Raw genomic sequence first — 25,837 nt, forward strand, 5'->3', positions numbered from 1 at the left:
CGGCGCTGCTCGTGCTCGCCGGCGGACTGTCACTGCTGGTCTTTGCCCGCAGGCGGTCAGGCAAGCCGACAGGAAGTAAATTGACCGCGGATGAGCAGTCGAAGTTGAACGAGCTCCTGGAAAAGTAGCGGTCCGCCGGCGGCAATCGCCAGCCCGCGACCAAACATTTTCACACATTACCAATTTTTCATTGGCCGGACAGTTCGCAGTAAGGTGCGCCATCCTATATCTTGATGCATCGACTGATCCGGCGCTGCCGGGCTGAAGATTTAAGAACAAGAGAAGGTGCTCCAATGCTCAAGAATTTCAACGGACGTCCGTCCCTCGCCACCGTGCTCAAGGCTTCTACCGTCGCCGGTATCGCAGCCGCTGTGCTCGCAACCGGCGTTCCGCTCGAAATCACCCGGTCTTATGCCGAAGCCGTCAAGGTTCAGGCGCCTGCCGTGCCGAGCTTCGCCAATGTTGTCGACGCCGTTTCGCCGGCCGTCGTTTCCGTTCGTGTCGAAAACCGCGTCAATCCCGTCTCTGACAATGATGGCCTGTCCTTCGATTTCAACGGCCGCGGCTTCGATGATCTTCCCGATGATCATCCGCTGAAGCGCTTCTTCAAGCAGTTCGGCGGCCAGGACCCAAATGATCAGCAGGGCCATCAGCGGCGCTTTGGCCAGAACGGTCCGGGCGGCCCGAATGGCCCGGGCGGCAAGGGCCGGCTGCGTCCGGTCGCTCAAGGCTCGGGCTTCTTCATTTCCGAGGACGGCTACATCGTCACCAACAACCACGTGGTGTCCGATGGCCAGGCCTTCGTCGCCGTCATGAATGATGGCACCGAACTCGATGCTAAGCTGATCGGCAAGGATCCGCGCACCGATCTCGCCGTGCTCAAGGTCGACGGCAAGGGCAAGAAGTTCACCTATGTCAACTGGGCCGACGACAACAATGTCCGCGTCGGCGATTGGGTCGTCGCCGTCGGCAACCCCTTCGGTCTCGGCGGCACGGTCACGGCGGGCATCGTTTCGGCCCGCGGTCGCGATATCGGTTCCGGTCCATATGACGATTACCTGCAGGTGGACGCGGCCGTGAACCGCGGCAACTCCGGTGGCCCGACCTTCAACCTCAGCGGCGAAGTCGTCGGCATCAACACCGCGATCTTCTCGCCGTCCGGCGGCAGCGTCGGCATCGCCTTCGCCATTCCCGCCTCGACCGCCAGGGATGTCGTCGCCGACCTGATGAAGGATGGCCAGGTGTCGCGCGGCTGGCTGGGTGTCCAGATCCAGCCGGTGACCAAGGATATCGCCGAATCCATCGGTCTGTCCGAGCCGAGCGGCGCCCTTGTCGTCGCCCCGCAGGCGGGCTCTCCCGGTGACAAGGCCGGCATGAAGGCCGGCGACGTCGTCACGGCGCTGAACGGTGAAACGATCAAGGATGCGCGTGATCTCAGCCGCCGCATCGGCGCGATGCAGCCGGGCAGCAAGGTCGAGCTTTCGGTCTGGCGCGCCGGCAAGGCCCAGCCTCTGACCGTCGAACTCGGCACGCTGCCGGCCGACCAGAAGGATGCGAACGCCGATGACAACAGCCAGCCGCAGCAGCCCGAAGCGCCGGCGTCCGAAAAGGCGCTCGCCGACCTCGGCCTGACGGTCGGTCCCTCCGACGACGGCAAGGGCCTGGCGATCACCGGCATCGATCCGGACTCCGACGCCGCGGACAAGGGCATCAAGGAAGGCGAGAAGATCACCTCGGTCAACAACCAGGAAGTCTCCAGCCCCGCCGATGTCGTCAAGGTGCTGAACCAGGCCAAGAAGGACGGCCGCACCCGCGCGCTGTTCCAGATCCAGTCCAGCGAAGGAAGCCGTTTCGTCGCGCTTCCGATCAACGGCCAGGGCTGATCCTTTAAGAAAACAGGAGCCGTGCGGATGAAAATCCGCGCGGCTTGATTCTTCTGACCTTTGAAGGATGATCGCGATGAGCGCCGCCCCGCAGGAAGATGCTTTGAGCCTTGCCGAAACGCAGCCGGTGGGTAATGTCGGCCGTATGAAGATTCTCATCATCGAAGATGATCTCGAAGCCGCGGTCTACCTCACGAAAGCCTTTCGCGAGGCGGGTATCGTTGCCGATCACGCCAGCGACGGCGAGGCCGGCCTGTTCATGGGGTCGGAAAACACCTACGACGTCATCGTCATCGATCGCATGCTGCCGCGCCGGGACGGTCTCTCCGTCATCAGCGAGCTGCGCCGCAAGGCGATTCATACCCCGGTTCTCATTCTTTCCGCCCTCGGCCAGGTCGATGACCGCGTCACCGGCCTTCGCGCCGGCGGCGACGACTACCTGCCGAAGCCTTATGCCTTCAGCGAATTGCTGGCGCGCGTCGAGGTACTCGGCCGCCGCAAGGGCACGCCGGATCAGGACGTCGTCTATCGCGTCGGCGATCTCGAACTCGATCGACTCTCCCACGAGGTGCGCCGCGGCGGCAAGGAAATCCCGCTGCAGCCGCGCGAATTCCGCCTGCTCGAATATCTGATGAAGAATGCCGGCCAGGTAGTGACCCGCACCATGCTGCTCGAAAATGTCTGGGACTATCACTTCGATCCGCAGACCAATGTCATTGACGTCCACGTCTCGCGGCTGCGCTCGAAGATCGAGAAGGACTACAGCCAGCCGCTCCTGAAGACCATTCGGGGCGCGGGGTACATGATCAAGGATGAGGGATGAGCCGCTTCAGGGTTCTCTTCAAGTCCACTGCAGTCCGCCTTTCGGCACTCTATATCCTGCTTTTCGCCATCTGCGCCGCGACCCTCGTCTTCTATGTGACGGCGATGTCGGAACGGCTGCTGACCGGCCAGATCCGCGACGCCGTCAAGCAGGAGGTAGAGCAGGTGCAGCGCGCCTATGACACCGGCGGCATGAACCTTTTGTTGCGCACGATGGAGCGGCGTGCCCGCCAGCCGGGCGCCAATCTTTATATCATCGCCGGCCCCTCGGGCGATATTCTCGCAGGTAACGTCGCTTCGGTGCAGCCGGGCGTCTTCGAGGAGGTCGGCTGGACCTCCGCGCCCTTCGCCTATCAACGTTATACCGACGGCGGCGGTGTCGAGCGCCGTCATCGGGCGATCGCCAATATCTTCGTTCTCGACAACGGCTTGCGGATCCTGATCGGCCGGGACCTCGGCGATCCCGAACGTTTCCGCCTCCTGGTGCGTCAGGCATTGATGGTGGCGCTGGCGATCATGGGGCTCGGCGCGATCATCATCTGGTTCGCCATCGGCCGCAATGCGCTGAAACGCATCGACCGCATGTCGGATGCGAGCAAGAAGATCATGGCCGGCGACCTGTCGCAGCGCCTGCCGGTCGGCGGCTCCGGCGATGAATTCGACCGGCTGTCCATGTCTTTGAACACCATGCTGGAGCGCATCGAAAAGCTGAACGAGGGCCTGCGGCAGGTCTCCGACAATATCGCCCACGATCTCAAGACGCCGCTGACGCGGCTGCGCAACAAGGCGGCCGATGCGGTCGATATGGCCGATGGCGAGGCGCGGCGGACAGCGCTCGAAGGCATCATTTCCGAATCGGACCAGCTGATCCGCACCTTCAACGCGCTGCTGATGATCTCCCGCGTCGAGGCCGGGTCGGTGGCGGCGGAGATGTCGCCGGTGGAGCTTTCCGCGATCGTCTCCGACAGCGCCGAGCTTTACGAGCCGGCGGCCGAGGAAGCTGGGCTCGGCCTCAGCGCCAGCGTCGAGCCAGGCGTCGAGGTCCAGGGCAATCGCGAACTGATCGGCCAGGCGATTTTCAACCTGCTCGACAATGCCATCAAATATTCCTCCGATACCGAAGGCGCTGGCACGGTGTCGCTGAAGCTTGCCCGCCGCCCGGACGGCATCTGTCTTTCGGTGGCCGACCACGGTCCGGGCGTTCCGGCCGAACGGCGCGACGATGTGGTGAAGCGCTTCGTCCGTCTCGACGAAAGTCGTTCGAAGCCCGGCACGGGGCTCGGCCTTTCGCTGGTAGAAGCCGTCATGGAGCTGCACAACGGCCGGCTGGAACTTTCGGACACCGATCCCGACAAGCCCGAACAGCGCGGCTTGACCGTCAGCATGATCTTCCCGGCCAAGGCCGCGTGATCTTTTCCGCCGAAATCCGATAGGCTGAATCGCGTATTGGCGGTTTGGTGCCAAGACCCTAGTTTAATCCCGACCGAAGGAGACAGTTCGCGATTCGACGTGGTCGCTCCTTTCGCCGAAAGCCCAGGGAGAGCGCATGCTGACGAAATCGACGCATGGCCTGAAGGACGTGGCCGAAGGGCTGCTGCGTCCGCTGAGCCAGACGGAGCTGAAGCTGGCGCTGGCTGACCTCCAGGAGGCTGGCAAAAGCCAGCCGTCGGTGGCTGCGATGCTGAAGACGGAAGGCCCGCTACGCGATTTTATTGCCGCGGCGCTGACGCTGTCGCCTTATCTGCGCGAAATCGCCAATCTCGATCCCGCCATCCTCGCCGGCGCCATCGCGCAACCGCTGGAGCCCCAGATCGAGGCGCTAGTCGCCGAAGCGCGCGGTTGCTGGCGGCCGGACGGCGAGGGGGCAGCACCCGCCGAATCCGTGGTGATGACCAGGCTGCGCATCATCAAGCGCAAGGTCGCTTTCCTCGTCGCGCTCGCCGATCTCTCGCGCATTTTCGACGGGCGGGCGACGACGGCCTGGCTGAGCGAGCTGGCCGAAGCGTCGGTCGCCGCCGCGATCGACCATCTGCTGCTGGCGGCCCATGAGGGCGGAAAGCTCAGGCTGCGCAATCCGGCGACCCCGAGCGACGGCTCCGGGCTGATCGTGCTAGGCATGGGCAAACTTGGCGCCTGCGAGCTCAACTATTCCTCCGATATCGATTTGGTCGTCTTCTTCGATGAAGAGGCCGGCATCGTGCCCGATCCCGATGACGCGATCGAGGTGTTCCCCCGGATGATGCGCCGGCTGGTGCGCATCCTGCAGGAGCGCACGGCGGACGGCTACGTCTTCCGCACCGATCTCAGATTGCGCCCCGACCCCGGCTCGACGCCGCTGGCGATCCCGGTCGAGGCGGCGATGATCTATTATGAGGGCAGGGGTCAGAACTGGGAGCGGGCAGCCTTCATCAAGGCGCGCGCCGTCGCCGGCGACCTTGCGGCGGGCAGCGATTTCCTGCGCGGGCTTTCCCCTTTCGTCTTCCGCAAATATCTCGATTATGCGGCGATCGCCGATATCCATTCGATCAAGCGGCAGATCCACGCGCATAAGGGCCACGGCGCCATTGCCGTCAAAGGCCACAACGTCAAGCTTGGCCGCGGCGGTATCCGCGAGATCGAATTCTTCGTCCAGACCCAGCAACTGATCGCCGGCGGCCGCATGCCGGCCTTGCGCGGCCGGGCGACGGAAGAAACGCTCGGTGAACTCACCAAGGCGAAATGGATCGATGCCGAGACGCGGGACGAACTGACGGAGGCCTACTGGTTCCTGCGCGATGTCGAACATCGCATCCAGATGGTGCGCGACGAGCAGACCCACCTGCTGCCGGAAACCGATGGCGACCTGAAGCGCATCGCTTTCATGATGGGCTTTACCGATACGCCGAGCTTTGCCGAACGGCTGGTCGGCGTGCTGAAGACGGTCGAGCGGCGTTATGCGCATTTGTTCGAACAGGAAAGCAAACTTTCCACCGGCACCGGAAACCTCGTCTTCACCGGCCAGGGCGACGATCCCGATACGCTGGAGACGCTGAAGAAGCTTGGCTTCACCCGGCCCTCCGACATCTCGCGCATCATCCGCACCTGGCACTACGGCCGCTACCGCGCGACGCAATCGGTCGAGGCGCGCGAAAGGCTGACGGAGCTGGCACCGGAGCTTTTGCGGGTCTTCGGCGAAAGCAAGCGCGCCGACGAAGCGCTGCTGCGCTTCGACAGCTTCATCTCCGGCCTTCCCTCCGGCATCCAGCTGTTCTCGCTGCTCGGCAGCAATCCGGCGCTCCTGTCGCTGATCGTCAACATCATGTCCTCGGCACCCCGCCTTGCCGAGGTGATTGCCGCCAGACCGCATGTCTTCGACGGCATGCTCGATCCCGGCCTGATGGCCGAACTGCCGACCCGCGATTATCTCGGCGAGCGGCTGAAGGGCTCGCTTGCCCAGGCCCGCCACTATGAGGAGGTGCTCGACCGGCTGCGCATCTTCGCCGCCGAACAGCGCTTCCTCATCGGCATACGCCTGCTGACCGGCGCGATCAACGGCGACATGGCCGCCCGCGCCTTCACCCATCTCGCCGACCTCATCATACCAGCCGCGCTCAATGCCGTGGTGAGTGAGATGCGGGGGGCACATGGTGACTATCCCGGCGGACGCATCGCCGTTGCCGGCATGGGCAAGCTCGGCAGCTTCGAGCTGACGGCGGGCTCCGACATCGACCTGATCCTGCTCTATGACTATGACGATGCTGCCTCCGAATCCGATGGGGCAAAGCCGCTCGACGCGACGCGTTACTTCACCCGCATCACCCAAAGGCTGATCGCCGCCCTGTCGGCGCCGACCGCCGAAGGCGTGCTCTATGAGGTCGACATGCGGCTGCGCCCTTCCGGCAACAAGGGACCGGTCGCCACCCGCATCAATGCCTTCGGCAAATATCAGCGCGAGGAGGCCTGGACCTGGGAGCACATGGCGCTGAGCCGCGCCCGGCTGATTTCAGGCGATGACAGCCTGATCGCCGAGGCGGAGCATATCATCCGCGAGGTGCTGACGTCAGATCGCGACATTGCCAAGGTGGCGCATGACGTCGCCGAGATGCGCGCGCTGATCGACACGGAAAAGCCGCCATCGACCCCCTGGGACCTGAAGCTGATCTCCGGCGGCGTCATCGACCTCGAATTCATTGCCCAGTACCTGGCGCTGATCGCCCCCACCAAAGGCGTCGGCACTGCCGTCAACGGGCTGAGCACCGGCGAGGCGCTGAAGGTGATTGGCGATAGGCTGATGGCGACGGCCGATCTCGACACATGCCTCGAGGCTTTTGCCCTTTATACCAGCCTGTCGCAGCTGATCCGCCTCTGCATCGACGGCCTGTTCGATCCGAACGACGCGCCCGCCGGTCTCGTCGAATTGGTCTGCCGCGCCGGCGACTGCCCTGATATCAGGACGCTGGAAGGTGATGTGAAGCGGCTTTCGAAGGCGGTCAGGAAGATCTTCCTGAGTGTCGTGAAGGCTTGAACGCATCGGCGACGCCGCCGCCGTTCCTTATACGTCGTCCGGGATGCGCAGCGAGATCACCGTGCCGACGGCTTCGCGGGAGCGGATCTTCATGCGGCCGCCATGCAGCGCGGTCAGCGAGCGGGAGATGGCAAGCCCGAGGCCGGAGCCGCCCTTGCTCTTGGCATATTGGCTCTGCACCTGTTCGAAGGGCTGGCCGATCTTCGACAGCGCCGAGCGGGGAATGCCGATGCCGGTGTCGGCGATGGTGACGAGCACGGCACCGTCGATGCGGCGTGTGCGCACCGCGATGCGGCCGCCATTGTCGGTGAACTTCACGGCATTGGAGAGCAGGTTGAGAAGCACCTGTTTCATCGCCCGGCGGTCGGCGGTCAGCGTCAGGCCGGATGAGATGCGCTGATCGATGACGATGTTCTTCTCGGCCGCCGGAATGGCGGTGAAGCGCAGGCTTTCCTCGATCAGCGGCACGAGATCGATGCGCTCGCAATGCAGCCTGAGATGGCCGGCCTCGATCTTCGACATGTCGAGAATGTCGTTGATGACGTTGAGCAGATGTTTGCCGCTGTCATGGATGTCACGGGCATATTCGTCGTATTTCAGCGAGCCGAGCGGTCCGAACATCTGGTTCTGCAGGATTTCGGAGAAGCCGAGGATGGCGTTCAGCGGCGTGCGCAGCTCATGCGACATGTTGGCGAGAAATTCCGATTTCGCCTTGTTGGCGGCCTCGGCGCGCTCTTTCTCCGCCTGGTAGTTGGCGTTCGCCGTCGAAAGCTCGGATTTCTGGATCTCCAGCGTCTGCCGCGAGGCGGAGAGATCGCCGATCGTCGCCATCAGCCGGCGTTCGGATTCGCGCAGCCGCTCCTGATGGCGTTTCATCAGGGTGATGTCGGTTCCCACAGAGACCCTGCCGCCGTCTCGGGTGCGCCGCTCGTTGATCTGCAGCCAGCGCTCGTCGGCAAGCTGCACCTCGGTCGTGCGCGAATAGCCGGAACCGTCGGCGTCGGCGATCCGACGTTCGATGACGGGGCGGGCAGCGGCGGCATTGACGATCGAGCGCTCGGTGCCGGGCACCAGCACGCTGTCCGGCAAGCCGTAAGCCTGCTGGAAATGGGTGTTGCACATGACCAGCCGATCGTTCTTGTCCCAGAGCACGAAGGCCTCAGAGGTGCATTCGATGGCGTCGGCAAGGCGCTGGTCGGCTTCGGCGTAACGCTGGGCAAGCCGATGCTGCTCGGTCACGTCCATGGCGATGCCGATCAGGTGCACGCGGCCGGAATTGCTGCGGATCACCTGGGCGCGGGCGCGCATCCAGACATAGTGGCCGCCGGCATGGCGCATGCGGAAGATCTGATCGACCTGGCCGGAGTGGCCCTTGGCGATGGCGCGCGCGATCTCGTAGAGCCCGCCGTCATCGGGATGCATCAGTCGCGCGGCTTCGCCGAAACCCATCGTCTTGTCGGAACCCGGCAGGCCGAGCATGTCGTACATCGAGCGCGACCAGAAGAATTCGCGGTTCTCGAAATCGAAGTCCCAAAGGCCGCAGCGGCCGCGCGACAGCGCCGTCTCGACGCGCAGGTTCGATTCCAGAAAGATGTCGTCGGCGTCGCGGGCGCGTTTCACCTGCGTGTAATAGGCATAGAGGATGACCAGCAGGATCGAGGAGATGCCGGCAAACAGCGTGACGTTGAGGGCGAGCTGCTCGCGCCAGAGGCGGCTGATCTCGTCAAGCGAGGTGGCGGCGACGATATAACCGCCGGCATTGCCCATCAGCGTGATCTCGGCATAGTGCGGCACGCCGCCGATCGTCGTTTCGATGACGCCGGCGCGATCGCCGAAACGCCGGATTGCCGAGACCTCGGGAAAGAAATCGCCGACATTGCTGCCGACATGCGAAAGCCCGGCGGTCGTTGCGGCAAAGACCTTGCCGCTTGCCTGGACAAGGAGCACGAAGGCGCCGCTGTCGAGCCGGTCCTGCGGCAGGAACCTGGCAAGCCTTGCCTGCGCTTCCGCGATGTCGCCGCTGTCGAAAATCTCGGATGTATCGGCAAACACTGCGGAGGCGGTCGCGGCCGAAAGCGCGGTGGCATGGCGGGCCGAGGCTTCCAGGCGGGAATATTCGCTGACCATGCCGAAGAAATGCGAGGCGGCGACAACAAAGAGGAAGGCGACGATCAGCGCCGGAATGGCGCGCTTCAGGAGCAGTTCCGCCTTCGGCAGATGACGGAGAAGTGGTTCCGATGTCGCATGACCGGAAAGGCTGTCTCGCCAGGCTTTCAACCCGTCAAAATCGACACGCAGCCGTCCTCCGGCCACGGTTGCCCGCCGCACGTCCATCATCTCTTCGCCTTGTCCCTCGTGTGATTCGCGCGCCGCTCGCTCGAACCTGACCTAGAGAATCATGGGTGATTCGCCTTGTCCAGAGGCAAAGGTAAAAATCCGTTAACTATTTAGAATCTCGTGTTTTTCGGGCAATTCGATTTGCTCGGCAACCGGCCGCCGAATTTTCCGCGGCAGCCGGCCGAAGCAAATCACCCCTTCAGCGTGCGCTCGACGATATCGCGCACGTCGGTCGAAAGAGCGGCAGCCTGCTCGATCTCGTTCAGCGCTGCGCGGGCATGATCGGCCCGCACCGGTTCGAGCGAGCGCCAGGAGCGCATCGAAGTCAGAATGCGGGCGGCAAGCTGCGGATTGCGCTCGTCGATATCGAGAATCTGACGGGCGAGGAAACGATAGCCTTCGCCGTCGGCGCGGCCGAAGCCGGTCGGATTGGCAAAGGCGAAGGTGCCGACCAGCGACCGCATCCGGTTCGGATTGGTCCGCTTGAACAGCGAATCGTCCATCAGGGTGCGGACCCGTTCCAGGGTTTTTGCGCCGGGAATGCCGGCCTGGATGGCAAACCATTTGTCGATGACGAGCGCATTCTCCGCAAAGCGCTGACGGAAGGCGGCGAGCGCCTCGGCGGTCTCGGTGCTGTCGGGGAAACGATGGGCGAGGATCGTCAGCGCATGGCTGAGATCGGTCATGTTGTTGGCCGCATCGAAGGCGGCTCTGGCGCAGGCCGGCGTCTGCTCGGCGTGCGAAAGATAGGTCAGCGCCGTATTGCGCAGCGCCCTGAGGCCGGCGCTCCTCGCGTCCGGGCTGAAATCGCCCGATGTCGCCGTCGCGGCGTAGAGGCCGGCAAAAACATCCTTTCCGGCCTCGGCGACCTGTTTCAGGATCGCCTGCCGGCCGGCATGGATGGCATCGGGATCGTTATTGCCGCCGAGTTCGCGGGCAATATCGGATTCGCTCGGCAGCGCCAGCGCCTGGGCGCGGAAGGCGGGCTCGAGGCTGTCGTCGGCGGCGGCCGCAATCAGCGTCCCGACGAAAGTCGCCTCGCAGACAACAGGCTTGCCCTCGCGCGCGTCGCGGGCGGCTTTCAGGAGGTTCGGCAGCGCCAGATCGGTCAGGGCCTGCCAGCGGGCGAAGTGATCGGTCTCATGGCGGGCGAGGTGGGCGAGATCGGCCGGGCTCTGATCGAAATGCAGATTGATCGGCGCCGAGAAGCTGCGGTTGATCGAAACGACCGGCCGCGAGCCGATACCGTGAAACACCACCGTCTGCGTGCGGCCGGTGAGATGCAGCACCTCGCCGGCATATTCGGCGCCGTCGACCAAGCTCGGCTCGAGCTTGCCGCCGTTTTCGCCGAAGAGCGCCAGGCTGAGCGGAATATGCATCGATTCCTTGCTCGACTGGCCGGGCGTTGCCGGGATCATCTGTTCGAGCGACAGGGTGAAGGTGGCCGCCGCCGCATCATAGCTGCCCGATGCGGTGACCAGCGGCGTGCCGGCCTGATGGTACCAGAGCGAGAATTGCGTGAGGTCGCGTCCGCTCGCATCCTCGAAGCATTTGACGAAATCCTCGATCGTCACCGCCTGGCCGTCATGGCGGTCGAAATAGAGGTCCATGCCCTTCTTGAAGTCGTCCTTGCCGAGCAGCGTCGCGATCATCCGCGTCACTTCGCTGCCCTTCTCGTAGACGGTCCTCGTGTAGAAATTGTTGATCTCGCGATAGGTCGTCGGCCGCACAGGATGGGCGAGCGGGCCGCCATCTTCCGGAAACTGCTCGGATTTCAGGTGACGAACATCGGCGATGCGTTTGACCGGGCGCGAGCGCTGATCGGAGGAGAATTCCTGATCGCGATAGACCGTCAGGCCTTCCTTAAGGCACAGCTGGAACCAGTCGCGGCAGGTGATGCGGTTGCCGGTCCAATTGTGGAAATATTCATGCGCGATGACCGCTTCGATATTGGCGTAGTCGGCATCGGTCGCGGTCTCGGGATCGGCAAGGACGTATCTGTCGTTGAAGACGTTGAGACCCTTGTTCTCCATCGCGCCCATGTTGAAGTCGGACACGGCGACGATCATGAAGATGTCGAGGTCGTATTCGCGTCCGAACCTCTCTTCGTCCCATGCCATCGAGCGCTTCAGCGCGTCCATGGCATAGGCCGCGCGCGGCTCCTTGCCGTGTTCGACATAGATCTTCAGCACCACCTCGCGGCCGGACATGGTGGTGAACGTGTCTTCGACGACGCCGAGATCGCCGGCAACGAGCGCGAAGAGATAGCTCGGCTTCGGATGCGGGTCGAACCAGGCGGCGAAATGCTTGCCGGGGCCGTAGCCGGCGCCGCCGAGGAAGTTGCCGTTCGAGAGGAGCAGCGGGTTGGCGTCCTTGTCCGCGATGATATTGACCGTGAACGGTGCAAGCACGTCCGGACGATCGGGGAAATAGGTGATGCGGCGGAAACCTTCCGCCTCGCATTGCGTGCAGTAGATGCCGCCGGTGCGGTAAAGGCCCATCAGCTGGGTGTTGGCCTCGGGATTGATGAGCGTGGTGATCGTCAGCTCGAAGGGAGCGCTTTCCGGCAGGTCGCGCACCGTCAGGCTTTCCGCTGTAGCGTCATACCGCGAAGGGTCGAGCTCCACCTGGTCGAAGAGCAGCCCCGACAGCGTCAACTCGTCGCCGTCAAGCACGATCGGCGCTGCCGGATCGGCGCCTGGGCGGCGATGAAAGATCAGGCGTGCCTCGACCTTTGTCTCCGTCGGATCGAGTTCGAACGTCAGGTCCACGCGTTCCAGCACGAAGTCGGTGGGACGGTAATCTGCCAGATGAATGATCTGGCCGGTATCTGTTCGCATGGTGTTTCCTGAAGACCGTTATTTGACAACCGCGGAATACAGAGGCGGGCGCACTCTGCCATAAATTTGCCGGGCATGATTACATTAAAGTCTGAACTAAAGTTAAAGCAAATTGCCCGCGAACACCAAGTTCGCGGGCAAAATATCCTGTTTCGGGCGGATGAACGCCGCTGCTGGCGGGATGGCGCTATTTCAAATTTAGCGCTGCCTTGATCGTCGCGTCATTTTCCGTCCGCTGGACGACGACGCCGTACCAGCCGAGCCCGTCGTAATCCTCGTAGCCGAGGGTGCGTGCGAAGGCGACGATCGAGCCGCTATTGTCGTAGTAGCTACCCTTGGCCCGGCCGGACGGGTTGGCGAGGGCAAAATGGGAAAAGAGCAGGGCGGGATTAGTGCTGGCGATGACCCGGCTCTTGCCGTCGAGCAGCATGACCGTCGTTTTCTCCGCCAGCTGCGGCGGCAGGTTCGCCTCTTTCTCGACGATCGCCTGGCCCTGGTTCTGCCAGTCGAAATAGACGCCGAGCGTGCCGATTAGCCGCCCGTCGATCTTGCCGCCTTCGCGGATGCCGGTGGCATAGACGAGCGCATGCCTGTTGTCGTGGAGCGGGCTCGATTTGACCTCGTCGACACTATAAGCGTCACCGGAGGAGCACGCCGAAGCCGCGCGGAACCACGGATCACCGGCAAGGCTTGCCCCGCCGATCTTGCGCTGGAACTTGGGATTGGCGGAGGCGATCACCTTGCCCGAGAGATCGGTCACGACGAGATCGAGATAGACAGTGTAGAAACGGTTGATGGCGCCGAGGCGCTGCGCTGCAAAGGCGACGGTGTCCCGATCGGGGTTCTGCAACGCCTGCCAGAGTGCCGGGTCCGTCGCCCACCAGCGCACATCGGCGGTACGCTCGAAGAGGTTGCGGACGATGAGCTGCACCAGCGTCTGCGCCAGGTCAGTGAGGCGGACGCCCTCCATCTCCTCGACCAGGCAATCCGCCATGGCGCGGCTGAGGCCGATGCGACCGAGCACATTGCTCTCGAACCTGCCGGTGATGTCGGTTGCGATCTGCGCCAACCGCTGCACCTCGTTGGCAACGACAGCGAAGCCCTTTCCGGTCTCGCCGGCTCTTGCCGCTTCGATCAGCGCATTGATGGCGAGCAGCTTGATCTGCTTGACGATATTGGTGTTTTCGGCGCTGAAGCGCTCTAGGTCGGTGCTGATGCCGTCGGTGACGACGCGCATCGAGCGCGGTGTCGCATTCTGCGACTGGGCAATGGTTTCTGCGCTGAGCGGCTTCATCAAATGATCCTGGAAGGGCGGCAATCGTCTTGGGGGCGAAGAAATTTCGAGATCAGCGAAAACGATGCGTGCCTATGGTTTTCAATTGGTTAACACCGAGCGGTCAGAGGTAAACATTTCGGGGGGAATGGCTGAAGAGAGCGAAAATTCGACGCGAGGGCGCGCATTGCCGCATCGTCGGGCCTGCGGCGGAAAGCAATTTTGTGATTTTTCCGCGCCGCCTGCGATTTTTCGCCAATCGGGATTTTCTTCCGCTACGATGGAAGAGGTCATCCCCAGCGTTCCCGAGTCGAACGCGTCTTCCCGTTCCTGTTAAGTCGGTATCAAGAGCCAGGATCATGCACGCGGTTCTCAAAAACCCGATGAGAGGCATTGCGCTGAAAGTCTCGTCGGTCGTGGTCTTCCTGGCCATGCAGACCTTCATCAAGCTGGCGGGCTCGGCCATCCCGCCGGGGCAGGTCACTTTCTGCAGGTCCTTCTTCGCGCTCTTCCCGATCATCGCCTATCTCGCCTATATCGGGCAACTGCGCGCCGCTTTCTACACTGCCAATCCGGTCGGCCACCTCAAGCGCGGCACGATCGGCATCATGTCGATGGCTTTCGGTTTCTACGGCCTCCTGCATCTGCCGCTGCCGGAGGCGATCGCGCTCGGTTATGCACTGCCGCTCGTCGCCGTTATCTTCGCCGCGGTTTTTCTCGGCGAGACCGTGCGCATCTATCGCTGGAGCGCCGTCCTAGTCGGCATCGTCGGCGTCGCCATCGTCTCCTGGCCGAAGCTGACGCTGTTCCGCGATGGCGGCATGGAAGCCGAACAGGCCATTGGCGCGCTCGCAGTGCTCATCTCGGCCGTTCTCGGCGGCATGGCGATGATCCAGGTGCGCCGTCTCGTCGAGGAGGAGAAGACGGCGACGATCGTGCTCTATTTCTCGCTCACCGCTTCGGTCTTCTCGCTGGCCTCCCTGCCGTTCGGCTGGCTCATTCTGCCTTGGCCGTCGGCGCTCTATCTGATCGCGGCCGGCTTTTGCGGCGGCGTCGCACAGATCCTCTTGACCGAAAGCTACCGCCATGCCGACGTCTCCACCATCGCGCCGTTTGAATATACCTCGATCCTGCTCGGCGGCATCGTTGCCTATTTCGTCTTCGGCGACGTGCCGAGCGTGACCATGCTGATCGGCACTCTGATCGTCGTCTCCGCCGGCATCTTCATCATCTATCGCGAGCATCAGCTGGGAATCGAGCAACGGGAAGCGCGCAAAGCCACGACGCCGCCGGCCTGACACCGGCAAGCTGCTGATATGAAAGGCTTTAATGTGGTGGTTGCCGTGATTCGAAAATTGCGCGCAAGGGACGAAAAGAATGGTGAATTCTTGGGATACCGTTGCTTCTTGGAATATGTTTGTTGAAGATGAGAGAGTATCATTTATTCGAAGCTGTGCATGTCTGAATGGCGCTGATGCCGGAAGAGCGCTCGGTGTCGTTACTCCGATCGCCGGCCGGCGAGGGGAGGTGGAGAAAAGCGTAATGGCATTCACGGCGGAGCAATTGGCGGGGAACTGTTCCTTTCTGCTGAGCATCCGCTTTTTGGCTGGGCAGATGCGCGGTATGTTCGATGCCGGCCCACGGTTGGCGCGATTGCTCGCTTCGCATCAGCGCTGGCTTCTGACCCAGACTGCCTATGCCCTCAACCTGGAATATGATCCGCGCGACCCGACCTCGGGTTTCACCGCCGTCCGGCTGACCGGACGCATCACCGCGCATAAGGTGGCGAGCCGCAACACCGTGCTCGCCTTCATCGAAGAGCTTTATACCTACCGCTTCATTGTCCACACACCGGGCGACGAGCGGCGGCGGCCGCGTCATTTCGAGCCGGCCGAGGTCAGCCATCAGGCGATGTTTGCCTGGATTCATTCCAATCTCGGTGCGCTCGATCTGCTGGATGGCGGTCAAAGGGCAGCGTTTTTCCAGGCAAACCCATCATTGATGCGGCTGGTTCAGCCGCGCATTGCCCGCCATTGCCTGGAAGACGCCGCCTGGCGCGAGCCGCCGGAACAGGTGGCGCTGTTCCTCTGGACGGAAGCTGGCGGCCTCGTCATCGACAACTTCATCGCCCGCATGGATATAGAAAGCGGCGAACCAGGGAGGTATTCCGTCGGCCGCGTCGAAACCCGCGCGCTCGCGGCCGACTTCATGATGTCGCGCACCCATCTGCAGCGGCTACTGGCAAAGGCGGCGCAGCGCGGCTGCGTCGGCTGGGATGATGAACCGCGCAAGGCGCATCTGTGGATATCTCGGGATTTCGTCGAGCAATATTGCGCCTGGCAGGCGGTCAAGTTCGCCTATGTCGACGAGGCCTTCGAATGGGCGAAAGCCCAGTTCGAGGAAATGGCCGTCTGATCAGAGAACGATTGCCGCGGCACTTCGGCCACGGCTGCCGGCATCGGCCGGCTTCACCGAAAGCTCGCGTTCATATTCCCGCGCGGCGGAGAGCGCGGCGCGGATATGCTCGAAGGTTTCGATGTTGCGCAGAAGCGATATCAGGATCGTCATCTTGTTACTCTTTACTCTTGAAGGCAGGCAAAGTGCCTGCCGCTCAATACTGCTGGAAGTCCGAGAAAATCGCGTCGGGGCGCGCCGTGCGGCCGTTGATGCCGGTGCCGCGGGCGGTCATCTGTTCGTTCGCGGCAAAGCCGAAACGGCTGTAGCCGTGGGTGGAACGAACTTGGTCGCCGGCGAGACGAAGGGTTTCAAACCCGCTATGGATAGGACGAAAATGCTTGTTCATGGCCTTGGTTCCTGTGGTTCCTCCCAAGACACCACCTCATATTGCGGTGCAGCATTGATTCCGCAATGCATCACGGCGGGATGCAGCCATGCGATATACGCATAGATCGATTCACAAATTATTCAACTTTGGCTAATTTCTAAGCAAAGAGAGGGACTTAAGCTTTGCTTGAAAAGCGAGCAGGTCGTTCCAGGCCAGCCGCTTGTTGACGGGCGCGGTCAACAGATCCTGCGGATGCAGGCTGGCTATGGCAGGAATGACACAGTCCGCAGCGGCAATTTCCTTCCAGCGGCCGCGCAGGCCGTGAATCGTGTCGTTTTCGCCGAAGAAGAAGCGGGCCGAAAAATTACCGAGCAGCAGGATGGCCTTGGGTTCGGCCAGCGCGATCTGCCGTTCGATGAAGGGCCGGCAGATATCCATTTCGGCGGCCGAGGGCGCACGATTGCCGGGTGGCCGCCACGGGATGACCTGCGTGAGCAGAATGGCTGAACGCCTCAGCCCGATCGCCGCCAGCATCTTGTCGAACAGCTGGCCGGATTTTCCGGAGAAGGGCACACCTTCGCGATCGTCTTCGGCGCCTGGCGCCGAGCCGATCACCATGATGCCGCTTTCGGCATCGCCGCTGGCAAAGATGGTCGAGCGGGCGCTGTGCTTGAGATTGCAGCCGTTGAAGGCTTCGAGTGCGGTCTTGAGCTCTGCCAGCGACCGCGCGGATTCGGCGACGAAACGCGCCTGCTGCACGGCCTCGCCATCCGGGATTGCCGGTTGCGGGCCGGAAGCGGCGCGTTCGGCCGGGGCCGGGCGTGCCACTGCATTCGGGCGCGGCGATGTCCGGCTTTCGCCGGGCACGGCACGTTCCCCGGCGGCGGCCGGTTGCGGCTGCGCCTGCGTGGCCGGGCGCCGCGCCGCTTTCATCGCTTCGAACTCGGCGAAGCGGTCGATCGCCTCTTCCTCCAGCAGCCACTCCACGCCGGCATCCGCATGGAAGTGCAGAAGCGCTGCAAGCTCGGCGGGGGAAAGATCGTTGGCGGAAATCATGCGGCAAGCTTAACGGAGAGAAATGGGCATTGAAAGGGCGCGCGGCATATTGGCCGCCCTTGCAAGCCTATTGCACAGTCCATTGCGCGATGTCGTCGCGTTCGCCGATCAGCGCCAGACCGTGAGCGATCGACAAAAGCTCGCCGCCGCTTTCGATCCGGTCGCGCTCGAAGCGCTCGGTGAAGATGCGCCGCACCGCCGGCACGAAGGAGGTGCCGCCGGTGAGGAACACCTTGTCGATCTCTCCGGGCTTCGTCCTGGTCTTGTCGAGCACGTCGTCGAGCGCGCCTTCGATGCGGGCGAGATCCTCGGCGATCCAGCCTTCGAAATCGCTGCGCCGGATGCTGCGATGCCCGCCGCGGCCAAGCGGCGCGAAATCGAAAGGCGCCTCTTCGGCCGCCGACAGCGCCATCTTTGTCGCCGACACCGCCTGATAGAGCGGATAGCCCTCGTCATGGTCGATGAGGTCGATGAAGATTTCCAGCTTTTCCGGTTCCAGGCTGGTGCGCACCAGCTTCTTCAGATCCTCGAATTCGCGCGTCGTCTTGAAGATCGACAGCTGGTTCCAGCGGCCGAAGCTGGAATAGTAGTTGGACGGGACTTCAAGGATCTTATCGAAGCTTTTGAAATGGCTGCCCTTGCCGATCTGCGGCGCGACGATGTTGTCGATCATCCTGTAATCGAAATGGTCGCCGGCGACGCCGATGCCGGAATGGCCGATCGGCGTTGCCGTCAGCTTGCCGGCGTGCGTCTCGAAGCGGATCAGCGAATAGTCGGTCGTGCCGCCGCCGAAATCGGCGACCAGCACGGTCGCATCCTGCTTCAGGTTCTGCGCGAAGTAGAAGGCGGCGGCGACCGGCTCGTAGACATAGTGGATTTCGGGAAAGCCGAAGCGCGACAGCGCCTCGTTGTAGCGTTCGGTCGCGAGATCGGGATCGGGGCTGGCGCCGGCAAAATGCACCGGCCGGCCGGTGACGATGCGGCTGACGTCGGACGGCCAGTTGTCGCCGGCATAATTGCGCAGCCGTCTGACGAAAACCTCCATCAGATCCTCGAAATTATGCCGCTTGGCGAAGATCAGCGTGCCCTGGAACAGCGCGCTTGCCGCAAAGGTCTTGATCGACTGCAGAAAGCGGCATTCGCCGGGATTGTCGATGAACTGGCGGATCGCCGCATGGCCCGCCTCCACCTTCAGCGCCGAAGCGCCGAGCTGCGCATCCTTCATGAAGGAAAGCGCCGTGCGCATGCTGTCGGCCGTGCCTTCGGTACTCGTGAATGCCATCGAGCGCGTCGCCCCGCCATCCGCCATGGCAAGAACCGTATTCGTCGTGCCGAAGTCCAAACCCAGCGCCTGAGCCATGCCCGCACCTCTTCATGCCGATTGTTGTTGGAGACGGAGCGTGGCTCCGCGAAGGGACGTAAGCACGCCCCGGATTCAGGAGGGCGGGTGATGCCACAGAGGCGTGACACATTCAAGAGGATCAAAAGCTGATGTGATCGGGCGCACTTCTTCTCCCGGTCGGGGAAAAGAAGTGCGCCGCAAGGGGTGGCAATACTGAAATCAGAGGGCCGTCATCATTCGGCAGCCATTGCCCTTGCCTCATGCACCACCGGCTCCTCGACTTTCCTTCTGCCGATCAGGCGCCCGAGGAAATTGCCGAAGCGGTCCATCTCGACGAAGATGACCGGAGTGATAAACAGTGTCAGCATCTGCGAGACGATGAGGCCGCCGACGACGGCGATGCCGAGCGGCTGGCGCAGTTCCGAGCTGGCGCCGGTACCGAGCGCGATCGGCAGAGCGCCGAGCAGGGCGCAAAAGGTCGTCATCATGATCGGCCGGAAGCGCCGCACGCAGGCCTCATGGATCGCTGCCGTCGCGTTTTCGCCTGTTGTGCGCATGGTCTCCACCGCCACGTCGATCATCATGATCGCGTTCTTCTTGACGATGCCGATCAGCATCAACAGGCCGATCAAAGCGATGATCGACAGATCGAAGCCCATGATGTCAAGTGCCAGCAGCGCGCCGAAGGCCGCAGCCGGCAGGCCGGAGAGGATGGTGAGCGGATGGATGAAGCTCTCATAGAGCACGCCGAGCACGACATAGATGGTCAGCACTGCCGCCAGGATCAGATAGGGTGTATTGCCCTGCGACTGCTGGAAAATCTCCGCAGTGCCGCCATAGGAGGTGAAGACGTCGGCCGGCACGCTGATGTCCTTCTTGATCTGCTCGATCGCCGCCGTGGCGTCGCTGAGCGACACACCTTCCGGCAGGTTGAAGGACACCGTGGTCGAGACCAGCTGACCCGTCTGGTTGATGGTGACCGGGCCGGTGGTGCGTTGTACATGGGCGAAGTTCGACAGCGGCACCAGGCTGCCATTGGCGGAGATGACACGGATTTCCGACAGCTTCTGGTCGTCCCAGGGTTTGCTGGTGTCGTATTCGACGATGACGTCGTAGCTGTCGCCGGTCGACTGGATTTCTGCGGCCGCATAGCCGCTGAAGGATTCCTGCAGCATCGTGCGCAGCGTGTCGTTGTCGATGCCGTAGGCGGCGGCCCGCTCGCTGTCGATGACGATATTGGCCTGCAGGGCGTTGTTCTGGGCGTCCGAGGTCACATCCGTGAACAGGCCTCGGTCGCCACGCATCGCCGCCTGGATCTTGCCGGCCCAGAGGTTGGTCTGGTCGGCGCTGAGCGCCTGCACCACCAACTGATACTGGCTGGCGGTCTGGCGGCCGCCGAAACGCAGGCTCTGGTTCGGCGTCACGAAGGCCTGCAATCCGGGGATCTTGTTGATCGCCGTGCGCAGCTCGCGCAGCGTCTGGTCAAGCGGCGGGCGCTCCTTCTTGTCCTTGAGTTCGACAAACATCGAGCCGTTGTTCTGCGGTTTGTTCGGGTTGCCGCCGATCGTCGACATCACGTGGTTGACCGCCGGGTTCGCCTTGACGGCGGCTGCCGCCTGCTGCTGCAGCGCCTCCATGGCGGTATAGGAAATGTCCTGCCGCGCCTGGGTGCTGATCGTCAGCCGGCCGATGTCTTCCTGCGGGAAGAAACTCGTCGGCAGCGCCATGAAGAAATAGATCGTCAGCGCCACCGAGCCGGCGAAAACCCCGAGGATCGTCAGGCGATGGCCAAGGCACCAGCCGACCGCCCTGTCATAGCCGTTGAGCGTCCGCTCGAAGCCGGCATCGAAGATGCGGATGAGGAGCGGCGGGCGGCTGTGGTTGTTGGAGAGGCGCGAGCCGAGCATCGGCGTCACAGTCAGCGAGACGATCGCCGAGGAGATGATGGCGATGGCGACCACCATGCCGAATTCGTTGAACACGCGGCCGACGACGCCGCCCATCAGGAGGATCGGGATGAACACCGCGATCAGCGAAACCGACATGGAGATGATGGTGTAGCTGACTTCGCCGGCCCCCTTGATCGCCGCCTCCCGCACCGGCATGCCTTCTTCGACATGGCGCAGGATATTTTCCAGCATGACGATCGCGTCGTCGACCACCAGCCCGACCGCGAGCGTCAGCCCTAAGAGCGAGATGTTGTCGATGCTGTAGCCGAGCACATACATCATGCCGAAGGTCGAGATGAGCGACAGCGGAACGGCAAGTCCCGGAATGATCGTTGCCGTGGCATGACCGGTGAAGAGGTAGATGACGAGAACGACGAGGCCGATCGTCAGGAACAGCGTGAACTTCACGTCTGAAATGGCGGCGCGAATGGGTTTTGCCGCGTCGTTCATGACGACGGTGTTCACCGACGGCGGGATTTCGGCGTGAAGCTGCGGCAGCTTGGCGTTGATTGCATCAATGACATCGACCGTGTTGGCATCCGGCTGACGCTGGATGGCGAGGATGATGCCGCGCTGGCCGTCATACCAGCTGCCGGTATACTGGTTCTCGACGCTGTCCTGCACATCGGCGACATCGCCGAGATGGATCGGCGCGCCGTTCGGATTGGCAATGACCAGCGAGCGGAATTGTTCGGCATTGGTGCGCTGGGTGTTCGCCGTGATGGTCATGCTTTGCGAATTATTCTGCAGTGTTCCCACCGGCTGCTGGCTGTTGGCGGCAGCAAGCGCCTTGTTGACGGTATCGATGCCGATGCCACGGGCAAGCAGCTTGTTGGGATCGACCTCGACGCGCACGGCATAGGTCTGGGCGCCAAAAACGCTGACCTGAGCGACGCCGGGAAGCGTCGACAGCGACGGCGAGATGATGTCCTCGGCGATCTCGTCGAGCTTGCTGCGCGGCATGGTGTTGCTCTGCACGGCGAGCAGCATGACCGGCGCATCGGCCGGGTTGGTCTTGCGGTAGCTCGGCGGCGTCGTCAGATTGTCGGGCAACTGCCGGGTGGCATGCGAGATCGCCGCCTGCACGTCGGCCGCAGCGGCGTCGATATCGCGGTTGAGATCGAACTGCAGCACGATGCTGCTGCTGCCGAGCGAGCTCGAGGCGCTGATTTCGGTGATCCCGGGAATGGTCTCGAACTGCTTGATCAGCGGTGTGGCGACCGAGGTCGCCATCGTCTGCGGCGAGGCGCCGCTCAACTGCGCCGAAACGTTGATCGTCGGAAAATCGACCTGCGGCAGGGCCGCGACGGGCACGAGCCGGTAACCGGCAAGACCGGCCAGAATGACGCCGATGGCGAGCAGCGTCGTCGCGACGGGGCGCTGGATACAGAAATTCGGGATCATTGCTGAGCTCCCACCGCGATCGTCTCGGATAGCTGGGGCTGCCGAGGTTCGTCGGCGGAGGCGACATCAAGCGCTTTTTCGTCGAACTGCTCGTTGATCGCCTGCTGGTCGCTGAGCTGGCCCTGGCCCTCGACGACGACATGGTCGCCTTCCGAAAGACCCGATGCGATGGCGGTGAAGCCGCCATTGGCGCGGGCGACGGTGACCGGCGTCAGATGCGATTTGCCGTCCTTGGCGACGAAGGCGAAGAACCCCTCCGGACCGGGGCTGACGGCCACGGTCGGCACCACCACCTGCTGTTCGTCATTGTTGAAATGCACGACGATGTTGACCGACTGGCCGGGCCAGAGCGCGCCGGAGGCATTCTCGAATTTCGCCTTGGCGAGGATCGTGCCCGAGGCGGTGTCGACGGTGTTGTCGTAGAAGCTGATCTCGCCCTTGCGGACCTGCCCCTTGGTGGAGGCGGGAACCGTGCTGACCTCGACCGGGCCGGCTGCGAGCGCGGTCTTCATTTCCCTGAGATAGCGTTCCTGCAGATGAAATTTCACATAGATCGGATCGTATTTGGCGATGGTGACGATCGCCGAGCCGGCATTGAGGAAAGCGCCCTTGCTGATGGCGATATCGCCGAGCCGGCCGTCGAAGGGTGCGCGGATATCGGTATTTTCAAGAATGATCTGATCCGAGGCCAGCGTCGCCTTATCGGCGTCGACCGTGGCGGCGGCGGTATCGCGGGCGGCTCTCGCCTGATCGAGGCTCTGCTGAGTGCCGGCTTTCTGATCGAAGAGGTCCTGGGCGCGCACCAGCGCGGTTTCGGATTCCGAAAGCGTCGCCGTGTCCCGCACGATCATCGCATTGTCCTTGTCGACGGCGGCCTTGGCCGTCCGGTCGTCGAGCTTGGCGATCAGGTCGCCGGCTTTGACGGTCGCCCCATCCTGGCCATTGATGCTGACGATCAGGCCCTGTTCCTGTGCGGCAATGGTTGTGTTGTCGTCGGCATCGGCCCAGCCGGAAGCCGTCACATCCGTCGGCAGCGCAGTTTTCACAGCTGCAACGGTCTTCACGATCGTCGGGCCACCACCGCCGCGTCTACGCCCGCCGCCCTGATGTTGCCCACCGTTCTGCGCTTGATCGGCCTGCGCCTGATCGCCCTGTGCCGGCTGCCCGCCATTGCCGCCAACCGGCTGCTTGATGAACTGCGAGAGGGTGGGAATGCGGGAGGCATAAGGGATCAGATTCCCGAATTGCCAGACGCCGACGGCGGCAACTGCGATAACGCTGACAGTGATCCAAAATTTCTTCATGGGCGAGACCGGGTGTTGAAAGGGGGGTGCGATTTTTATGGCCCGATTGAGCCGCTTATATTGCGGCGCAAAAAAGACATAATTCCCCGGTCGCAATCACTAAGTGGTTATAACGGCTTAAATTTTTGTAATGAATATTCCGTAATATTCAAACTGTACTAATATAGGTCCAGTGTAATCCGGTGCCGTTTGACGGCCGACAGGCAGGCAGTTCGCGACAAGACGAAATCGGTCCGCGTGCCGTTCGTTGCCCGGCGAAAAACACGGGAAGAAACCAGAGAAAGCAGGTCGGTCATGACCGAGTTGAACGCCAGCGAATTTCGCTCTCTCATCATAAGCGTGTTTCCTAAACTCACGGGCTCCGCCTTCAAGCTGGCGGCGAAGGGCTGGGATTCGCTTGCCGTCGACGTCGACGACACGCTGATCTTCAAATTTCCCCGTCATTCAGGCGCGGAAAGAGCGCTTGTCAAGGAAGCCGCCTTGCTCGACATCATCAGGCCGTCGCTGTCGATGGCGGTTCCCGATATGCACATTCACGACGGGCCGCCGATCTTCTCCAGCCACGCCAAGATCGACGGCGAACATCTCATTGCCGAAGATTACGATGCGCTTGGCGAAGGCAATCGTCAGCACCTTGCGGACGATCTGGCACGCTTTTACGCCGAGTTGCATGTGCTCGATGCCGATCGCATGCGCTCGGCCGGCGCCGGGCCGATCCAGCCCTGGCAATCGCCCGAGACGGTGCGAGAAAAGGCTTTACCGCTGTTGCCGCCCGAGATCAGGAGCTTTGCCGAGGCCCTTATTGTCGATTTCGAAACCTTGCCGCCCGATCCCCACGGCAACATCTACGGCTTTTTCGACGGTCATGGCTGGAACATGGCCTTCAACCATGCGCAAGGAAGGCTCAACGGCATTTACGATTTCGCCGATTCGGGCTTCGGGCCGTTGCACCAGGAATTCATCTACTCGAACTTCATCTCGCCCGACCTAACCGCCCGCATCATATCAGCCTATGAAATGCTGACCGGACGCAGACTCGACCGGCGGCGCATCGCGATCCTGACGGGCTTCCACCGTTTGTCCGAGCTCGCCGAGCTTGCCGACGATCCGGCTCATGTTGGATCGATGGTCCAAAATGCCGCCAGTTGGGCGGCCATAGCGGCTCACGCCGGCTGAAATACTGTCAGACGGATCGGGCCGCGCCGCCGTCGCAGCGGATCAGCGAGCCGGTGATGTAACTTGCCGGCTGGCTGCACAGGAAGGCAGCCGCTGCGGCAAATTCCTCCACCCGGCCGTAGCGGCCGACCGGAATGCGCGCTTCCTTGTCGCTGCGGATTTCTTCGAGGCTCTTGCCGGTCCGCTTTGCCGCCGCCCCGTCGAGATCGTCGAGACGGCCCGTGAGGATGCTGCCCGGCAACAGCAGGTTGGTGGTAACGCCGAAGCCCGCCACTTCGGAGGCAAGTGTCTTGCTCCAGCCGGCAAGTGCAGGGCGCAGCGTATTCGACAGCGCCAGATTGGCGATCGGTTCGATCACGCCTGAAGAGGCGACCGTCAGGATGCGACCCCAGCCCTGTGCCTTCATGCCGGGCAGCAGCGCATTGGTCAGCGTGATGACGCGGGCGACCATCGAGAGGAAATAGGTCTCAAGCTTTTCACCGGTCATGTCCTCGGTCGTGCCGGGTGTCGGCCCGCCGGTATTGTTGACGAGGATATCGAGCCCGCCGAACTTCTCCCTCACTGCGCTCGTCACTGTTTCGACGAAGCGTTCGTCCCCGAGGTCGGCCCAGATCCAGTCGGCCCGGCCTTTGCCTTCGCTGTTGATTGCCTTGCAATTGGCCTCCAGCTGCTCGCCGCTGCGCCCGCAAAGCAGCACATTCGCGCCTTCGCGCGCCAGTGCCGTGGCGATGCCGAGGCCGAGGCCACGTGAGGAGGCGAGGACGAGCGCCCGTTTGCCTTCGATGCCGAGATCCATGGTAGTCCTCCAAACTGTTCGAGCGTTGTATAAGGCGCAATCGGCGGAAAAGGAAAGGGAGTGTGACGGTTCGGCGGCGTTCGCTAATTGACGTTGACGTAAGCGTTATATAATTTCAACGCACAAGGCATATCATTGTGCGAATTGAAGATTGGCTGTCGTATCCCGGCTCGACAACGCTTTCTCGTTTTGACAAGAAAGTGCTTATGAGGATGACGGCCGCGTGCCGCCAAGCGGAGACGAGTGAATGACTGAGACGACTGAGTTGCCCGAACGCGAGAGCATGGAATTCGACGTGGTGATCGTCGGCGCAGGTCCGGCCGGTCTTTCGGCGGCGATCCGGCTGAAGCAGGTCAATCCGGAACT

19 protein-coding genes and 1 pseudogene are annotated in these 25,837 nt (G+C 62.5%); 9 read left to right on the forward strand and 11 right to left on the reverse strand.

Features of this window, described 5'->3' with window-relative positions; translation table 11 throughout:
- The 5 genes and pseudogenes from FHX03_RS33835 to FHX03_RS33855 form a co-directional block, all read left to right on the forward strand.
- Positions 1–128 (forward strand): annotated as a pseudogene (locus FHX03_RS33835) (cytochrome c-type biogenesis protein CcmH); the annotation flags it as partial.
- A gap of 165 nt (positions 129–293) precedes the next feature.
- A complete protein-coding gene (locus tag FHX03_RS33840) occupies positions 294–1,883 on the forward strand; it encodes a Do family serine endopeptidase (RefSeq protein WP_183857516.1) in 1,590 nt (529 codons plus the stop codon).
- Positions 1,884–1,950: 67 nt separating this feature from the next.
- Positions 1,951–2,706 carry a response regulator transcription factor gene (locus FHX03_RS33845; RefSeq protein WP_375166091.1) on the forward strand — a complete coding sequence of 252 codons (756 nt, stop codon included), beginning with the start codon at positions 1,951–1,953 and terminating at the stop codon, positions 2,704–2,706.
- Complete coding sequence (locus FHX03_RS33850; RefSeq protein ID WP_183857518.1) at positions 2,703–4,115, forward strand: sensor histidine kinase; 1,413 nt, start codon at positions 2,703–2,705, stop codon at positions 4,113–4,115. The genes FHX03_RS33845 and FHX03_RS33850 overlap by 4 nt, the downstream gene beginning before the upstream one ends.
- A gap of 136 nt (positions 4,116–4,251) precedes the next feature.
- On the forward strand, positions 4,252–7,209 hold the full coding sequence (locus FHX03_RS33855; RefSeq protein ID WP_183857520.1) for a bifunctional [glutamine synthetase] adenylyltransferase/[glutamine synthetase]-adenylyl-L-tyrosine phosphorylase: 2,958 nt from the start codon (positions 4,252–4,254) through the stop codon (positions 7,207–7,209).
- A gap of 27 nt (positions 7,210–7,236) precedes the next feature.
- Here the strand turns inward: FHX03_RS33855 and FHX03_RS33860 are convergent, their stop codons facing one another.
- The 4 genes from FHX03_RS33860 to FHX03_RS33875 all read right to left on the reverse strand — a co-directional run bounded on the left by FHX03_RS33860 (position 7,237) and on the right by FHX03_RS33875 (position 13,953).
- Positions 7,237–9,546 carry a PAS domain-containing sensor histidine kinase gene (locus FHX03_RS33860; protein WP_097629464.1) on the reverse strand — a complete coding sequence of 770 codons (2,310 nt, stop codon included), beginning with the start codon at positions 9,544–9,546 and terminating at the stop codon, positions 7,237–7,239.
- A 191-nt stretch (positions 9,547–9,737) separates the two neighbouring features.
- Positions 9,738–12,386, reverse strand: a complete 2,649-nt coding sequence (gene pepN, locus FHX03_RS33865; RefSeq protein WP_183857523.1) for an aminopeptidase N — start codon at positions 12,384–12,386, stop codon at positions 9,738–9,740.
- Positions 12,387–12,573: 187 nt separating this feature from the next.
- Positions 12,574–13,680 carry a methyl-accepting chemotaxis protein gene (locus tag FHX03_RS34950; protein WP_097629466.1) on the reverse strand — a complete coding sequence of 369 codons (1,107 nt, stop codon included), beginning with the start codon at positions 13,678–13,680 and terminating at the stop codon, positions 12,574–12,576.
- An 81-nt stretch (positions 13,681–13,761) separates the two neighbouring features.
- Complete coding sequence (locus tag FHX03_RS33875; protein WP_183857525.1) at positions 13,762–13,953, reverse strand: hypothetical protein; 192 nt, start codon at positions 13,951–13,953, stop codon at positions 13,762–13,764.
- Positions 13,954–14,018: 65 nt separating this feature from the next.
- Between FHX03_RS33875 and FHX03_RS33880 the strand changes: the two genes are divergently transcribed.
- Both FHX03_RS33880 and FHX03_RS33885 read left to right on the forward strand, forming a co-directional pair.
- Positions 14,019–14,957 carry a DMT family transporter gene (locus FHX03_RS33880; protein WP_131711783.1) on the forward strand — a complete coding sequence of 313 codons (939 nt, stop codon included), beginning with the start codon at positions 14,019–14,021 and terminating at the stop codon, positions 14,955–14,957.
- Positions 14,958–15,201: 244 nt separating this feature from the next.
- Positions 15,202–16,074, forward strand: a complete 873-nt coding sequence (locus FHX03_RS33885; protein WP_097629469.1) for a hypothetical protein — start codon at positions 15,202–15,204, stop codon at positions 16,072–16,074.
- On the opposite strand, the gene FHX03_RS33890 is transcribed toward FHX03_RS33885, so the two are convergent.
- The 6 genes from FHX03_RS33890 to FHX03_RS33915 form a co-directional block, all read right to left on the reverse strand.
- Positions 16,075–16,227: a hypothetical protein gene (locus FHX03_RS33890; RefSeq protein ID WP_183857527.1), complete on the reverse strand. Its 153-nt coding sequence runs from the start codon at positions 16,225–16,227 to the stop codon at positions 16,075–16,077.
- A gap of 43 nt (positions 16,228–16,270) precedes the next feature.
- A complete protein-coding gene (locus FHX03_RS33895) occupies positions 16,271–16,462 on the reverse strand; it encodes a hypothetical protein (protein ID WP_003569328.1) in 192 nt (63 codons plus the stop codon).
- 132 nt (positions 16,463–16,594) lie between these two features.
- The gene (locus FHX03_RS33900) at positions 16,595–17,500 is read right to left on the reverse strand and encodes a uracil-DNA glycosylase family protein (RefSeq protein WP_183857529.1); all 906 of its coding nucleotides are present in this window, start codon (positions 17,498–17,500) and stop codon (positions 16,595–16,597) included.
- Positions 17,501–17,567: 67 nt separating this feature from the next.
- Positions 17,568–18,860, reverse strand: coding sequence for an Hsp70 family protein (locus FHX03_RS33905; RefSeq protein WP_183857531.1), 1,293 nt, complete (start codon positions 18,858–18,860; stop codon positions 17,568–17,570).
- Positions 18,861–19,075: 215 nt separating this feature from the next.
- Positions 19,076–22,195 carry an efflux RND transporter permease subunit gene (locus FHX03_RS33910; protein ID WP_183857532.1) on the reverse strand — a complete coding sequence of 1,040 codons (3,120 nt, stop codon included), beginning with the start codon at positions 22,193–22,195 and terminating at the stop codon, positions 19,076–19,078.
- A complete protein-coding gene (locus FHX03_RS33915) occupies positions 22,192–23,499 on the reverse strand; it encodes an efflux RND transporter periplasmic adaptor subunit (RefSeq protein WP_183782290.1) in 1,308 nt (435 codons plus the stop codon). The genes FHX03_RS33910 and FHX03_RS33915 overlap by 4 nt, the downstream gene beginning before the upstream one ends.
- Before the next feature lie 294 nt (positions 23,500–23,793).
- Here FHX03_RS33915 and FHX03_RS33920 point away from each other — a divergent pair, with 294 nt between their 5' ends.
- Entirely contained in the window at positions 23,794–24,675 is an 882-nt protein-coding gene (locus FHX03_RS33920; RefSeq protein ID WP_183782287.1) for a phosphotransferase family protein, read from the forward strand.
- A 7-nt stretch (positions 24,676–24,682) separates the two neighbouring features.
- On the opposite strand, the gene FHX03_RS33925 is transcribed toward FHX03_RS33920, so the two are convergent.
- Complete coding sequence (locus FHX03_RS33925) at positions 24,683–25,471, reverse strand: SDR family oxidoreductase (RefSeq protein WP_183782285.1); 789 nt, start codon at positions 25,469–25,471, stop codon at positions 24,683–24,685.
- Positions 25,472–25,718: 247 nt separating this feature from the next.
- Between FHX03_RS33925 and FHX03_RS33930 the strand changes: the two genes are divergently transcribed.
- Positions 25,719–25,837, forward strand: a 119-nt coding sequence (locus tag FHX03_RS33930) for an FAD-dependent oxidoreductase (RefSeq protein ID WP_183857534.1), incomplete at its 3' end; no start/stop codon positions are given.

Origin of the sequence: Rhizobium sp. BK456 (genome assembly GCF_014194045.1) — a bacterium.
In the GTDB taxonomy this organism is placed as follows: Bacteria; Pseudomonadota; Alphaproteobacteria; order Rhizobiales; family Rhizobiaceae; genus Rhizobium; species Rhizobium redzepovicii.

Excerpts from the sequence above, each read along its gene's own strand:
- FHX03_RS33840 (WP_183857516.1), top strand. The coding sequence starts at position 294 with ATGCTCAAGAATTTCAACGGACGTCCGTCCCTCGCCACCGTGCTCAAG.
- FHX03_RS33920 (WP_183782287.1), top strand. The coding sequence starts at position 23,794 with ATGACCGAGTTGAACGCCAGCGAATTTCGCTCTCTCATCATAAGCGTG.
- FHX03_RS33850 (WP_183857518.1), top strand. The coding sequence starts at position 2,703 with ATGAGCCGCTTCAGGGTTCTCTTCAAGTCCACTGCAGTCCGCCTTTCG.
- FHX03_RS33875 (WP_183857525.1), bottom strand. The coding sequence starts at position 13,953 with ATGACCTCTTCCATCGTAGCGGAAGAAAATCCCGATTGGCGAAAAATC.
- FHX03_RS33855 (WP_183857520.1), top strand. The coding sequence starts at position 4,252 with ATGCTGACGAAATCGACGCATGGCCTGAAGGACGTGGCCGAAGGGCTG.
- FHX03_RS33885 (WP_097629469.1), top strand. The coding sequence starts at position 15,202 with ATGGCATTCACGGCGGAGCAATTGGCGGGGAACTGTTCCTTTCTGCTG.
- FHX03_RS33905 (WP_183857531.1), bottom strand. The coding sequence starts at position 18,860 with ATGGCTCAGGCGCTGGGTTTGGACTTCGGCACGACGAATACGGTTCTT.
- FHX03_RS33895 (WP_003569328.1), bottom strand. The coding sequence starts at position 16,462 with ATGAACAAGCATTTTCGTCCTATCCATAGCGGGTTTGAAACCCTTCGT.
- FHX03_RS33860 (WP_097629464.1), bottom strand. The coding sequence starts at position 9,546 with ATGATGGACGTGCGGCGGGCAACCGTGGCCGGAGGACGGCTGCGTGTC.
- pepN (WP_183857523.1), bottom strand. The coding sequence starts at position 12,386 with ATGCGAACAGATACCGGCCAGATCATTCATCTGGCAGATTACCGTCCC.
- FHX03_RS33900 (WP_183857529.1), bottom strand. The coding sequence starts at position 17,500 with ATGATTTCCGCCAACGATCTTTCCCCCGCCGAGCTTGCAGCGCTTCTG.
- FHX03_RS33915 (WP_183782290.1), bottom strand. The coding sequence starts at position 23,499 with ATGAAGAAATTTTGGATCACTGTCAGCGTTATCGCAGTTGCCGCCGTC.
- FHX03_RS33845 (WP_375166091.1), top strand. The coding sequence starts at position 1,951 with ATGATCGCGATGAGCGCCGCCCCGCAGGAAGATGCTTTGAGCCTTGCC.
- FHX03_RS33880 (WP_131711783.1), top strand. The coding sequence starts at position 14,019 with ATGCACGCGGTTCTCAAAAACCCGATGAGAGGCATTGCGCTGAAAGTC.
- FHX03_RS34950 (WP_097629466.1), bottom strand. The coding sequence starts at position 13,680 with ATGAAGCCGCTCAGCGCAGAAACCATTGCCCAGTCGCAGAATGCGACA.
- FHX03_RS33910 (WP_183857532.1), bottom strand. The coding sequence starts at position 22,195 with ATGATCCCGAATTTCTGTATCCAGCGCCCCGTCGCGACGACGCTGCTC.
- FHX03_RS33890 (WP_183857527.1), bottom strand. The coding sequence starts at position 16,227 with ATGACGATCCTGATATCGCTTCTGCGCAACATCGAAACCTTCGAGCAT.
- FHX03_RS33925 (WP_183782285.1), bottom strand. The coding sequence starts at position 25,471 with ATGGATCTCGGCATCGAAGGCAAACGGGCGCTCGTCCTCGCCTCCTCA.